Raw genomic sequence first — 14119 nt, forward strand, 5'->3', positions numbered from 1 at the left:
AGGCGCGGGTTTACCCGCGAACACCGGCGATGCCGGTGTCATCCACCGTACACTGGGTTGTGCCAGCCTGAAGCTGGCGTGGTCCAGCGGTGACAACCGCCGCGCCGCTTGATTGCAGGCATAAAAAAAGGGCGACCCGAGGGTCGCCCTTTTTACCGATCAAACAGAACTCAGTTCTGCTTGGCCATTGCTTCGCGCAGCAGCGCAGCCATGGTGGTATCGGCAGCAGCTTCCGGAGCGTTTTTCAGGCTCTGGATAGCTTCGCGCTCTTCAGCGTCGTCTTTCGATTTGATCGACAGGCTGATAACGCGGGACTTGCGATCAACGCTGATGATCTTGGCTTCGATCTCTTCGCCTTCCTTCAGAACGTTACGCGCGTCTTCAACGCGGTCACGGCTGATTTCGGAAGCTTTCAGAGTGGCTTCGATGTCGTCGGCCAGGGTGACGATGGCGCCTTTGGCGTCAACTTCTTTCACGATGCCCTTGACGATAGCGCCCTTGTCATTGACAGCAACGAAGTTGGAGAACGGATCGTCTTCCAGCTGCTTGATGCCCAGGGAGATGCGCTCGCGCTCTGGGTCGACCGACAGGATGACGGTTTCCAGCTCGTCGCCCTTCTTGAAACGACGTACGGCTTCTTCGCCGGTTTCGTTCCAGGAGATGTCGGACAGGTGAACCAGGCCGTCGATGCCGCCGTCCAGGCCAATGAAGATACCGAAGTCGGTGATCGACTTGATGGTACCGGTGATCTTGTCACCCTTGTTGAACTGGCCGGAGAAGTCTTCCCATGGGTTGGACTTGCACTGCTTGATGCCCAGGGAGATACGACGACGCTCTTCGTCGATGTCCAGAACCATGACTTCCACTTCGTCGCCAACCTGAACGACTTTCGACGGGTGGATGTTCTTGTTGGTCCAGTCCATTTCGGAAACGTGTACCAGACCTTCAACGCCTTCTTCCAGCTCAGCGAAGCAGCCGTAGTCGGTCAGGTTGGTAACGCGAGCCTGTACGCGAGTACCTTCTGGGTAACGGGCAGTGATAGCTACCCACGGATCTTCGCCCATCTGCTTCAGACCCAGCGAAACGCGGTTGCGCTCACGGTCGAACTTCAGAACGCGTACGTCGACTTCGTCGCCAACGTTAACGATTTCCGATGGGTGCTTGATGCGCTTCCAGGCCATGTCGGTGATGTGCAGCAGGCCGTCGATACCGCCCAGGTCCACGAATGCGCCGTAGTCGGTGAGGTTCTTGACGATACCTTTGACTTGCTGGCCTTCCTGCAGGGTTTCCAGCAGGGCTTCGCGCTCGGCGCTGTTCTCGGCTTCCAGCACGCTGCGACGGGAAACGACAACGTTGTTGCGCTTCTGGTCCAGCTTGATGACCTTGAATTCCAGCTCTTTGCCTTCCAGGTGGGTGGTGTCGCGCACTGGGCGGACATCAACCAGGGAGCCCGGCAGGAACGCACGGATGCCGTTAACGTCGACAGTGAAGCCGCCCTTAACCTTACCGTTGATAACGCCCTTGACCACTTCTTCGGCGGCGAAAGCTGCTTCCAGAACAATCCAGCACTCGGCGCGCTTGGCTTTTTCACGGGACAGTTTGGTTTCGCCAAAGCCGTCTTCGACCGCGTCCAGCGCAACGTGAACTTCGTCACCGACCTTGATGGTCAGCTCGCCAGCTTCGTTGTAGAACTGCTCGAGCGGGATGACGCCCTCAGACTTCAGGCCAGCGTGTACGGTAACCCAGTCGCCGTCGATGTCGACAACGATACCGGTGATGATCGCACCCGGCTGAAGATTGAGGGTTTTCAGGCTTTCTTCAAAGAGTTCTGCAAAGCTTTCGCTCATTTTAATTCCTGTAGATTCGGGCGAAACAAACGCCCATAACCACATTCCAGACAATGTGGGTTCGTTTTAAGTAAAGGAAAGCCGGCAGGACGTTGACTGGTGCCCCTGCCTGCTTTCCTGGCTATCAGATAAGGTCGCGCTGGGCGATCTCGCTTCTGATACGTTGCAACACCTGCTCGATGGACAACTCGGTAGAGTCCAACTGGATGGCATCGGCCGCTGGTTTCAGCGGGGCCACTGCACGTTGGGTGTCACGTTCATCACGTGCACGAATCTCATCCAGCAGACTCGACAGACTAACATCTTCACCCTTGCCCTTCAACTGCAGGTAGCGGCGACGTGCGCGCTCCTCCGCGCTGGCGGTGAGGAAGACCTTCAATGGCGCGTCCGGGAACACCACGGTACCCATGTCGCGCCCGTCAGCAATCAGCCCCGGCACTTCGCGGAACTCACGCTGACGCACCAGCAGCGCATCACGCACCGCCGGCAGCGACGCCACCATCGATGCACCGGCACCGACGGTTTCGGTACGGATGACGTTGCTGACGTCCTCACCCTCAAGGATGATCTGTTGCAGCTTACCGGGCTCGGCAGCGATGAACTGCACATCCAGATGAGCGGCAAGCTTGGTCAGCAGCTCTTCGTTGGTCAGGTCGACGCCGTGGTTGCTCGCATTGAATGCCAGCAAGCGATACAGCGCGCCGGAGTCCAGCAGCTTCCAGCCCAGCTCGCGGGCCATCAGCCCGGCGACAGTGCCCTTGCCCGAGCCGCTTGGCCCGTCGATGGTAATAACCGGTGCCAGCGAATTCACGACTTGCCCTCTTCTGCCACGCGAATACCCACTTCGGCACACAGCGCCAGGAAGTTGGGGAACGAGGTGGCGACGTTGGCGCAGTCGTGAATGCGAATCGGTGCACTGGCGCGCAGCGAGGCCACACTGAAGGCCATGGCGATGCGGTGATCACCATGCCCATGCACTTCGCCGCCGCCCAACTGGCCGCCGTCGATGATGATGCCGTCCGGGGTCGGCTCGCACTTGATGCCCAAGGTGATCAGGCCATCGGCCATCACCTGGATGCGGTCGGACTCCTTGACCCGCAGCTCTTCGGCGCCACGCAGCACGGTACGCCCTTCGGCGCAGGCAGCCGCCACGAACAAGACCGGGAATTCGTCGATGGCCAGCGGCACCAACGCTTCAGGAATGTCGATACCCTTAAGCTTGGCACCGCGCACACGCAGGTCGGCCACTGGCTCACCGCCCACTTCACGCTGGTTTTCCAGGGTGATGTCGCCGCCCATCAGGCGCAGGATGTCGATCACGCCGGTACGGGTCGGGTTGATGCCGACATGCTCCAGCACCAGCTCGGAGCCTTCAGCGATAGAGGCTGCCACCAGGAAGAACGCTGCCGAGGAAATGTCAGCCGGCACTTCGATGCGGGTAGCGGTCAGCTTGCCACCGGACTGTAGCGAGGCAACCGGGCCATTGCTGTCGACCGAGTAGCCAAAACCGCGCAGCATCCGCTCGGTGTGGTCACGGGTAGGCGCAGGCTCGGTGACAGTGGTCTTGCCTTCGGCGTACAGGCCGGCCAGCAGCAGGCAGGATTTGACCTGGGCGCTAGCCATCGGCAGCGTGTAGGTCAGCCCTTTGAGCTTGTGGCCACCACGGATGGTCAGCGGCGGGCGGCCGTCCGGTCCGGTCTCGACCACAGCACCCATTTCGCGCAGCGGGTTGGCCACACGGTTCATCGGGCGCTTGGACAGCGAGGCGTCGCCGGTCATGGTCACATCGAACGACTGACCGGCCAACAGGCCCGACAGCAGGCGCATCGAGGTACCGGAGTTACCCACGTACAGCGGCCCTGGTGGCGGCTTGAGGCCATGCAGCCCCACGCCGTGAATGGTCACACGACCGTGGTTGGGGCCTTCGATGACCACACCCATATCACGGAATGCCTGCAGGGTCGCCAGCGCGTCTTCGCCTTCGAGGAAGCCTTCGACCTCGGTAGTACCTTCGGCCAGCGAGCCGAGCATGATCGAGCGATGGGAAATCGACTTGTCGCCCGGTACACGGATCCGCCCGTTCAGGCGGCCACCCGGTTGGGCCTGGAAAATCAGATCGTTGGCGTTCATAGCGTCCACATAGGCCCGGCGGGCCAGGATTTTACTGAAATGCTCGCGGGCAGCCCGTGCGCGGGTGAATACACCCAGCAGCTGGTGCCCATCCCCTTCAGCGATCGCGTCGCGCAAGGCGTCGAGATCGCTGCGATATGTATCAAGTGTGCGCAGGACAGCGTCGCGGTTGGCGAGGAAGATGTCATGCCACATGGTCGGGTCGCTGCCGGCGATTCTTGTGAAATCGCGGAATCCACCCGCAGCGTACCGGAAGATCTCGAGGTTTTCATTGCGTTTGGCCAGCGAGTCGACCAGGCCAAAGGCCAGCAGGTGTGGCAGATGGCTGGTGGCGGCCAGTACTTCGTCATGGCGCTCGACCGACATGTGCTCCACATCGGCATCCAGCGCACGCCACAGGCGGTCAACCATGGCCAGCGCGGCGGGGTCGGTTTCGGCCAGCGGCGTGAGGATGACCTTGTGCCGGCGGAACAAGGTGGCATTGGACGCCTCTACCCCGCTCTGCTCGGACCCGGCGATGGGGTGGCCCGGGACGAAGCGCGGCAGGCGTGCACCGAAGACGGCACGCGCCTCACGCACGACGTTGCCCTTGGCGCTGCCAACGTCGGTGATGATCGCATCACCCAGGTCTAGCAGGGCCAGGCGCGCCAGGACTTTTTCCATGGCCAGGATCGGTACGGCCAGCTGGATGACATCGGCGCCCACACAAGCGGCGGCGAGATCTTCTTCGCAGCGGTCGACCACCCCCAAGGCCACAGCCTGCTTGCGCGAGAGGGCATCCAGGTCGACACCGACCACTTCGCGGCACAGGCCGCTTTCACGCAGGCCCTTGGCGAACGAGCCGCCGATCAGGCCCAGGCCGACCACGACCAGGCGGTCGATGATGGGCGCGGGTTTGGTTTTTGCTGCATTTACCACTGGTGCGAACCCTGTTCAGAAATCTAGGTAGCCTGTGAGGGCCATTGGGGCCGCGGCGCGGCCCTTCGCGGGCTCGCCCGCTCCCGCAGAGATCGGCATCACATGCTCACTGTGGGAGCGGGCATGCCCGCGAAGGGCTGCAAGGCAGCCCCAAGGCCCCTGAATCAAAGCACCGCCTTCGGATAAGAGCCCAGCACCTTCAGCGCCACAGCCTCCTGGCTGATCTGCTCGAGCACCGCCTTGATCAGCGGGTCGCGGTGGTGGCCGACGAAGTCGATGAAGAACACGTAGGTCCACTTGCCGCTGCGCGACGGGCGGGTCTCGATACGGGTCAGGTCGATGCCGTTCTGATAGAACGGCACCAGCAACTCATGCAAGGCACCTGGCTTGTTGCTCATCGAAACGATGATCGAGGTCTTGTCGTCGCCGGTCGGCGGTACTTCCTGGTTGCCGATCATCAGGAAGCGCGTGGAGTTGTCCGGGCGATCTTCGATCTTCTCGGCCAGACGGGTCAGGCCGTACAGGTTGGCCGCCATGTCACCGGCGATCGCCGCCGAATTCCACTCGCCCTTGACCCGCTTGGCCGCTTCGGCATTGCTCGATACGGCTACGCGCTCCACGTTCGGATAGTGCGCGTCCAGCCACTTGCGGCACTGGGCCAGCGACTGGGCGTGGGAGTAGATGCGGGTGATGCTGTCGGTCTTGGTGTTCTCGCCCACCAGCAGGTGGTGGTGAATACGCAGCTCGACCTCACCGCAAATCACCATGTCATGCTCGAGGAAGCTGTCCAGGGTGTGGCTGACCGCACCTTCAGTGGAGTTTTCCACCGGCACCACACCGAAGTTGACGGCACCGGCCGCCACCTCACGGAACACTTCGTCGATGGCCGCCATCGGGCGACTGATCACCGCGTGACCGAAGTGCTTCATGGCCGCCGCCTGGGTGAAGGTGCCTTCTGGGCCGAGGTAGGCGATTTTCAGCGGTTCTTCCAGGGCCAGGCACGACGACATGATTTCGCGGAACAGCCGCGCCATCTCTTCGTTGCCCAGCGGCCCCTTGTTGCGCTCCATCACGCGCTTGAGCACCGCAGCTTCACGCTCGGGACGGTAGAACACCGGCTTCTCGCCTTCCTTGAGCGAGGCAGTCTTGACCCGGGCTACTTCTTCGGCGCAGCGGGCGCGGTCGCTGATCAGCTCGAGGATTTTCTCGTCGAGGCTGTCGATGCGCACGCGCAGCGCCTTGAGCTCCTGTTCGGACATATCAGCCATGCTCCTTCTCGAATTCAGCCATGTAGCCTACCAGCGCTTCTACCGCTTCCAGGCCCAGGGCGTTGTAGATGGAGGCACGCATGCCGCCAACCGAACGGTGGCCCTTGAGGTTGAGCAGGCCACGCGCGTCGGCGCCAGCGAGGAAGGCCTTGTCCAGGCGCTCGTCAGCCAGGCGGAACGGCACGTTCATCCACGAACGGGCGTTGACGCTGATCGGGTTGGTATAGAACTCGCTGCGGTCGATGAAGCCGTAAAGGCGGTCTTTCTTGGCACGGTTGCGCTGCTCCATGGCATCAACACCACCCTGCTCCTTCAGCCACTCGAAGACCAGGCCCGAGAGGTACCAGGAGTAGGTGGCCGGGGTGTTGTACATCGACCCGTTGTCAGCCGAAACCTTGTAGTCGAGCATGGTCGGGCAGCTGCTGCGGGCATGACCCAACAGGTCTTCGCGCACGATCACCACCACCAGGCCGCTTGGGCCGATATTCTTCTGCGCGCCGGCGTAGATCAGGCCGTACTGCGACACATCGATCGGGCGCGAGAGGATGTCGGACGACATATCGACCACCAACGGCACGTCACCGGTTTGCGGCACCCAGTCAAACTGCAGGCCACCGATGGTCTCGTTGGACGCATAGTGCACGTAGGCAGCGTTTTTGGTCAGGCTCCACTCGTTCTGGCCGGGGATGGCCAGGTAGTCGTAAGGCTTGGCAGTGGCAGCGACGTTGACGTTGCCGAAACGGCGCGCTTCCTCGATGGCCTTCTTCGACCAGATGCCGGTTTCGATGTAGTCGGCTGTGCCGTTTTCCGACAGCAGGTTCAGCGGGATTTCAGCAAACTGCTGGCTGGCGCCCCCTTGCAGGAACAGCACCTTGTAGTTGGAGGGGACGGACAGCAGGTCACGCAGGTCCTGCTCGGCCTTTTCGGCGATGGCCACGTAATCGTCGCTGCGATGGCTCATTTCCATCACCGACAAGCCCTTACCACGCCAGTCCAGCATCTCGGCCTGTGCGCGCTGCAGGACAGCGTCAGGAAGCGCGGCAGGGCCTGCGCAGAAGTTAAAGGCTCGTTTGCTCACATCCACTCTCGCTCTGCCAAATAGAACAAAAACTATCACATGGGTTAGCAGCGACCCTGTGGGAGCGGGCGAGCCCGCGAACACCGGCAAAGCCGGTGCCATCTACCGCAGTGTCTGCTTCGCGGGCATGCCCGCTCCCACAAGGTCGGGCTTTGCCAGCTGTTATCAGTCAAACGGGGCGACCTTGGTCGCCCCGTTCGGGTTTCACGCTTGCTTACTCTTGCGGGGCCTCTTCGGTACCCGCTGCTTCTTCATTTTCATTGTCTGGCGCTACAGCCTCGACACCCTCCTCGTCCGTCTCGATCACCTCATCGAGTTCGTCCTCGGACGGCTCCTGGATACGCTCCAGGCCCACCAGCGTCTCATCGGCCGCCAGCTTGATCAACGTAACCCCCTGGGTGTTGCGGCTCAGGCTGGACACCTCGCCAACCCGGGTGCGAACCAGCGTGCCCTGGTCGGAAATCAGCATGATCTCCTCGCCTTCCTGCACCTGGATAGCACCGATCAGCAAGCCGTTGCGCCCCTTGGTACCCATGGCGATCACACCCTGGCCACCGCGGCCGCGACGTGGGAACTTGGACAGCGGGGTGCGCTTGCCAAAGCCACGCTCGGAGGCGGTGAGGATCTGCGAGCCGGACTCCGGGATCAGCATCGAAATGATCTGCTGACCTTTGCCCAGCTTCATGCCGCGTACACCACGGGCGTTGCGACCCATTTCACGCACGACGCTCTCGGCAAAGCGGATGACCTTGCCAGCGTCGGAGAACATCATGACTTCCTTGGCACCATCGGTGATGGCCGCGGCAATCAGGGTGTCGCCTTCTTTCAGCTTCAGGGCGATCAGGCCGTTGGAGCGCGGACGGGCGAACTGCACCAGCGGGGTCTTCTTGACGGTACCGGAAGCGGTCGCCATGAAGATGTACGCGCCGGTCGGCTCTGCAACCCACTCCGGGGTGTCACCGTCTTCTTCGTCGACTTCCTCGGCCTCTACCAGCTCACCCTCGAGCACGGTGTCATCAGCTTCTTCCAGTTCTTCGTCGAGGTCGGCGTTCTGCTGCAGCGCTTCGAGGTCGATCTGCAGCATGGCGGTGATGCGCTCACCCTCCTCCAGCGGCAGCAGGTTGACCAGCGGGCGACCACGGGCAGCGCGGGACGCTTCGGGGATTTCGTAGGTCTTCTTCCAGTACACCTTGCCCTTGCTGGAGAACAGCAACAGGGTGGCGTGGCTGTTGGCGACCAGCAGGTGCTCGATGTAGTCCTCGTCCTTCACGCCGGTCGCCGACTTGCCTTTGCCACCGCGGCGCTGGGCCTGGTAGGCGGACAATGGCTGGGTCTTGGCATAACCACCATGGGAGATGGTGACCACGCGCTCTTCTTCCGGGATCATGTCGCCGTAGTTGAGGTCGTGGCTGGCATTGAGGATTTCGGTGCGACGGGCATCGCCGTACTCGGCACGGATGGCCTCCAGCTCCTCGCGAATCACTTCCATCAGGCGCTCGGCGCTGCTGAGGATGCGGATCAGCTCGCCGATCTGCTCGAGGATTTCCTGGTACTCGGCCAGCAGCTTCTCGTGCTCCAGGCCGGTCAGGCGGTGCAGGCGCAGGTCGAGAATGGCCTGGGCCTGTTCCGGCGACAGGAAGTACTTGCCGTCATGCAGGCCGTACTGCTCCGGCAGGTCCTCAGGGCGGCAGGAATCGGCGCCGGCGCGCTCGACCATGACCTGCACGGCACTGGATTCCCACGGCGTGGAAACCAGGGCTTCCTTGGCTTCGGACGGCGTCGGCGAAGCCTTGATCAGGGCAATGACCGGGTCGATGTTGGACAGCGCGACCGCCTGGCCTTCAAGGATATGGCCACGTTCACGGGCCTTGCGCAGCTCGAATACCGTACGGCGAGTCACCACTTCACGGCGGTGACGCACGAACGCTTCGAGCAGGTCCTTGAGGTTCAGCAGCCGCGGACGGCCGTCGACCAGGGCCACCACGTTGATGCCGAACACGCTCTGCAGCTGGGTTTGCTGGTAGAGGTTGTTCAGCACCACCTCCGGCACCTCGCCGCGACGCAGCTCGATGACGATGCGCATGCCGTCCTTGTCGGACTCATCGCGCAGCTCGGTGATGCCTTCGATCTTCTTCTCTTTGACCAGCTCGGCGATCTTTTCGATCAGGCGCGCCTTGTTCAGCTGGTACGGCAGCTCGGTGATCACGATCTGCTGGCGGCCGCCAACCTTGTCGATGTCTTCGATCTCGGAGCGGGCGCGCATGTAGATACGGCCACGGCCGGTGCGATAGGCCTCGATGATGCCCTGGCGACCGTTGATGATGCCGGCAGTCGGGAAGTCCGGGCCAGGGATGTGCTGCATCAGCTCATCGATGGTGACTTCCGGGTTGTCGATGAGCGCCAGGCAGCCATCGATGACCTCGCCGAGGTTATGCGGCGGAATATTGGTCGCCATGCCCACGGCGATACCGCTGGAACCGTTGACCAGCAGGTTGGGAATACGCGTCGGCATGACCGCCGGGATCTGCTCGGTGCCGTCGTAGTTGGGCACCCAATCGACGGTTTCCTTGTGCAGGTCGGCCAGCAGCTCGTGGGCCAGTTTGGTCATGCGCACTTCGGTGTATCGCATGGCTGCGGCGTTGTCGCCGTCCACCGAACCGAAGTTGCCCTGGCCGTCGACCAGCAGGTAGCGCAACGAGAACGGCTGAGCCATACGCACGATGGTGTCGTAGACCGCAGTGTCGCCGTGCGGGTGGTACTTACCGATCACGTCACCGACCACACGGGCGGATTTCTTGTACGGTTTGTTCCAGTCGTTGCCCAGTTCGCTCATCGCATAGAGAACGCGGCGATGCACGGGCTTCAAGCCGTCACGCGCATCGGGCAGCGCTCGCCCGACAATCACGCTCATCGCGTAGTCGAGGTAAGACTGTCTCAGTTCGTCTTCGATATTGACCGGGAGGATTTCTTTGGCCAGTTCGCCCATGAGAAGCCTGATTCCTTTTTCTGGTGAAACTTCGCAGCTCCATCAAGGGCCGAACGAAGCTCGCCGCCGCAGCGCATAAGGGTGCGACGACTTACGACAAATCAATGAGTTGTGCCATGGATCTGCGCAATGAAGGCCGCCGTGATGGGCGGTCTTGGAAACTGCCGGATGTTATCACAAACGCGGGGGCGGTGGGGAGAGGTGGCAGTTGGTCTCAGCCGCGTTTGAAACCTGGTTTTTGTATTGCCTGCACCGGCCTCTTCGCGGGCTCGCCCGCTCCCACAGGTTCACCACAGCCCTAAGGCCATGCGATATCCCTGCGGGAGCAGGCAAGCCCGCGAAAAGGCCGGTGAGGCGATACAAAATCAGTGCAGGCGCTTGCGGCAAATCAACTGGGCCAGTTTGGCGGTATCCGGGCGCTCAACAACACCCCGTTCGGTCACGATAACGTCAATCAGGTCGGCCGGGGTCACATCGAACACCGGGTTGAATACCTCGACACCCGGCGACACCCGGGTACCGCCGAAGTCCAGCCACTCGTCGGCGTCACGCTCCTCCAGCGGGATATCCTCGCCCGTGGCCAGGTTCAGGTCGATGCTGGTGCTCGGCGCCACCACCATGAAGCGCACGCCATGGTGCATGGCACTGACGGCCAGCTGATAGGTGCCGATCTTGCCGGCCATGTCGCCATTGGCAGCGATGCAGTCCGCCCCCACCACCACCCAGGTGATGCCTTTGGTCTTCATGAGGTGGGCCAGCGCAGAGTCGGCACAAAGGGTCACCGGGATGCCCTCGTTGGCCAGTTCCCAGCCGGTCAGACGGGAGCCCTGCAGCCAAGGGCGAGTTTCACCGGCATAAACCCGCTCGACCATGCCTTCCAGGTAGCCGGCACGGATCACCCCCAGCGCGGTGCCAAAGCCGCCAGTGGCAAGGGCGCCGGCATTGCCGAAGGTGAGCAGGGCCTGGGCATTGCCCTGATGGCGTCGGATCAGCTCGATACCCTGCTGGGCCATGGTCAGGTTGGCCTCACGGTCGCTCTCGTGAATGGCCGCCGCTTCAGCCTCCAGCGCTGCCAGAGCGTCTTCTTCCGGCCGCAGGCGCTGCAGGCGCTCGCGCATGCGGTTCAGCGCCCAGAACAAGTTGGCGGCGGTAGGACGCGCTTCGGCAAGGGTGAGAAAGTCGTCTTCCAGGTCCATTTCCCAATCGCCGCCTTCGGCCAGCCGCTCTTCAAGGGCCAGTACCAGGCCGTAAGCTGCGGCAATACCGATTGCCGAGGCGCCACGCACCGCCATGTCGCGGATGGCTGCGGCCACCTGCGCAACATTGTCGCAGGCCAGCCAACGCTCCTCCGACGGCAGCAGGCGCTGGTCGAGCAGGTGCAAGGCGCCGCCCTGCCAGCGGATCGCGGTCACCTTCTCCGCCGCCAAAAGTCGCTCGCGCATTGCCTCTCCCCGTCATTCGGATATCAAAAGCCGGCGATTATAGCGACCCTCGGGGCCGAGCGCTCGGGTATACTCCGACGCAATTTTGCGAAGTTTCAGAGGACTGTTCAATGAGCAACGTCGACCGCGCCGAAATCGCCAAGTTCGAAGCGCTGGCCCACCGCTGGTGGGACCGCGAAAGCGAGTTCAAGCCGCTGCACGAAATCAACCCGCTGCGCGTCAACTGGATCGACGAGCGCGCCAGCCTGGCCGGCAAGAAAGTGCTGGACGTGGGTTGCGGTGGCGGCATCCTCAGCGAAGCCATGGCCCTGCGCGGTGCCACGGTCACCGGTATCGACATGGGTGAAGCACCGCTGGCAGTGGCCCAGCTGCACCAGCTGGAGTCGGGCGTGCAGGTGGAATACCGGCAGATCACCGCCGAAGCCCTGGCCGAGGAAATGCCTGAACAGTTCGACGTGGTCACCTGCCTGGAAATGCTCGAGCACGTGCCCGACCCGTCTTCGGTGATTCGCGCCTGTTACCGCATGGTCAAGCCTGGTGGCCAGGTGTTCTTCTCCACCATCAACCGCAACCCCAAGGCCTACCTGCTGGCCATCGTCGGCGCCGAGTACATCCTGAAGATGCTGCCGCGCGGCACCCATGACTTCAAGAAGTTCATCCGCCCGTCCGAGCTGGGCGCCTGGAGCCGCGATGCCGGCCTGCAGGTGAAGGACATCATCGGCCTCACCTACAACCCGCTGACCAAGCACTACAAGCTCAACAGCGACGTCGACGTCAACTACATGATCCAGACCCTGCGCGAGGAATAAGCATGCGTTTGCGAGCAGTACTCTTCGACATGGACGGCACCTTGCTGGACACGGCGCCGGACTTCATCGCCATTTGCCAGGCCATGCTCGCCGAACGCAGGCTGCCGGCCGTTGACGACAACCTGATCCGTGGCGTGATCTCGGGTGGCGCCCGCGCGATGGTTGCCACTGCGTTCGCCATGGACCCGGAGGCTGACGGCTTCGAGGCCCTGCGCCTGGAGTTCCTCGAGCGTTACCAGCGTGACTGCGCGGTGCACAGCAAGCTGTTCGAGGGCATGGCCGAGCTGCTGGCCGACATCGAGAAAGGCAACCTGCTGTGGGGCGTAGTCACCAACAAGCCGGTGCGCTTCGCCGAGCCGATCATGCAGCAACTGGGCCTGGCCGAGCGTTCGGCGCTGTTGATCTGCCCGGACCATGTGAAAAACAGCAAACCCGACCCCGAGCCAGTGATCCTGGCCTGCAAGACGCTGAACCTGGACCCGGCCAGTGTACTGTTCGTCGGCGACGACCTGCGCGACATCGAGTCTGGCCGCGACGCCGGCACCCGCACGGCGGCGGTGCGCTACGGCTATATTCATCCAGAGGACAACCCCAACAACTGGGGTGCCGACGTGGTGGTGGACCACCCGCTGGAACTGCGCAAAGTGATCGACAGCGCGCTGTGCGGCTGCTGAACCCAGACCGATGACCGGGCACCGCCTCTTTGTAGGAGCGGGTTCACCTGCGAATGCGCCAGCCCAGACAACACTGGCGCCTGATCGGACGCATTCGCGGGTAAACCCGCTCCTACGATAGCCCCAGGCCGCCCACACGAACTCGAAGGACAGAACCATGTTCGACTACACCGCCCGCCCCGACCTGCTGCAAGGCCGGGTCATCCTGGTTACCGGTGCCGGCCGTGGCATTGGTGCCGCGGCTGCCAAGGCCTATGCCGCACTAGGTGCCACCGTGCTGCTGCTGGGCAAGACCGAGGCCAACCTGAACGAGGTCTACGACCAGATCGAAGCTGCCGGTCACCCGCAGCCGGTGGTCATCCCGTTCAACCTGGAAACCGCCCTGCCACACCAGTATGACGAGCTGGCGGCGATGATCGAAGGCCAGTTCGGCCGCCTTGACGGCCTGCTCAACAACGCGTCGATCATCGGTCCGCGCACGCCGCTGGAACAGCTGTCAGGCGACAACTTCATGCGCGTGATGCACATCAACGTCAATGCCACCTTCATGCTCACCAGCACCCTGCTGCCGCTGCTGAAGCTGTCGGAAGACGCATCGGTGGTATTCACCAGCAGCAGCGTCGGGCGCAAGGGCCGGGCTTACTGGGGCGCCTATGGCGTGTCGAAGTTCGCCACCGAGGGCCTGATGCAGACCTTGGCCGATGAACTGGAAGGCGTGGCGCCGGTACGTTCCAACAGCATCAATCCAGGCGCCACGCGCACGGCGATGCGGGCCCAGGCCTACCCCGGCGAGAACCCGCAGAACAACCCGCTGCCCGAAGAAATCATGCCGGTGTACCTGTACCTGATGGGGCCGGACAGCACAGGGGTGAACGGGCAGGCGTTCAACGCCCAATAAACCTGCATCGGCCTCTTCGCGGGCTTGCCCGCTCCCACAGGCAGGGCGCAATCCTTGAGGGTTGCGGTG

At 62.5% G+C, this 14119-nt stretch carries 10 protein-coding genes; 3 read left to right on the top strand and 7 right to left on the bottom strand.

Annotated elements, in window-relative coordinates:
• Positions 1-170: 170 nt before the first annotated feature.
• The 7 genes from rpsA to mtnA form a co-directional block, all read right to left on the bottom strand.
• On the bottom strand, positions 171-1847 hold the full coding sequence (rpsA, locus tag ACF8RA_RS01495) for a 30S ribosomal protein S1 (RefSeq protein ID WP_003252673.1): 1677 nt from the start codon (positions 1845-1847) through the stop codon (positions 171-173).
• A 124-nt stretch (positions 1848-1971) separates the two neighbouring features.
• On the bottom strand, positions 1972-2658 hold the full coding sequence (gene cmk, locus ACF8RA_RS01500; RefSeq protein WP_176685055.1) for a (d)CMP kinase: 687 nt from the start codon (positions 2656-2658) through the stop codon (positions 1972-1974).
• Positions 2655-4862, bottom strand: coding sequence for a bifunctional prephenate dehydrogenase/3-phosphoshikimate 1-carboxyvinyltransferase (locus ACF8RA_RS01505; RefSeq protein ID WP_339535341.1), 2208 nt, complete (start codon positions 4860-4862; stop codon positions 2655-2657). Before ACF8RA_RS01505 ends, cmk begins: the two co-directional genes overlap by 4 nt.
• A 197-nt stretch (positions 4863-5059) precedes the next feature.
• Positions 5060-6154 (bottom strand): prephenate dehydratase, encoded by a 1095-nt coding sequence (pheA, locus tag ACF8RA_RS01510; RefSeq protein WP_003252669.1) that lies wholly within the window; start codon positions 6152-6154, stop codon positions 5060-5062.
• A 1-nt stretch (position 6155) separates the two neighbouring features.
• Positions 6156-7241, bottom strand: coding sequence for a 3-phosphoserine/phosphohydroxythreonine transaminase (gene serC / locus ACF8RA_RS01515; RefSeq protein WP_392518704.1), 1086 nt, complete (start codon positions 7239-7241; stop codon positions 6156-6158).
• A gap of 214 nt (positions 7242-7455) precedes the next feature.
• The gene (gyrA, locus tag ACF8RA_RS01520; RefSeq protein ID WP_392488555.1) at positions 7456-10227 is read right to left on the bottom strand and encodes a DNA gyrase subunit A; all 2772 of its coding nucleotides are present in this window, start codon (positions 10225-10227) and stop codon (positions 7456-7458) included.
• Between the two features lie 365 nt (positions 10228-10592).
• Complete coding sequence (gene mtnA / locus ACF8RA_RS01525; protein ID WP_176685051.1) at positions 10593-11669, bottom strand: S-methyl-5-thioribose-1-phosphate isomerase; 1077 nt, start codon at positions 11667-11669, stop codon at positions 10593-10595.
• A gap of 110 nt (positions 11670-11779) precedes the next feature.
• Between mtnA and ubiG the strand changes: the two genes are divergently transcribed.
• From ubiG to ACF8RA_RS01540, 3 genes are all read left to right on the top strand, one after another.
• Positions 11780-12478 carry a bifunctional 2-polyprenyl-6-hydroxyphenol methylase/3-demethylubiquinol 3-O-methyltransferase UbiG gene (ubiG, locus tag ACF8RA_RS01530; RefSeq protein ID WP_012271034.1) on the top strand — a complete coding sequence of 233 codons (699 nt, stop codon included), beginning with the start codon at positions 11780-11782 and terminating at the stop codon, positions 12476-12478.
• 2 nt (positions 12479-12480) lie between these two features.
• Entirely contained in the window at positions 12481-13152 is a 672-nt protein-coding gene (mupP, locus tag ACF8RA_RS01535) for an N-acetylmuramic acid 6-phosphate phosphatase MupP (RefSeq protein WP_392488554.1), read from the top strand.
• A gap of 157 nt (positions 13153-13309) precedes the next feature.
• Entirely contained in the window at positions 13310-14050 is a 741-nt protein-coding gene (locus tag ACF8RA_RS01540) for a YciK family oxidoreductase (RefSeq protein ID WP_176685048.1), read from the top strand.
• The last annotated feature ends 69 nt before the right edge of the window (positions 14051-14119 follow it).

The sequence above is a fragment of the Pseudomonas sp. FYR_5 genome (assembly GCF_043106315.1).
In the GTDB taxonomy this organism is placed as follows: domain Bacteria; phylum Pseudomonadota; class Gammaproteobacteria; order Pseudomonadales; family Pseudomonadaceae; genus Aquipseudomonas; species Aquipseudomonas putida_Y.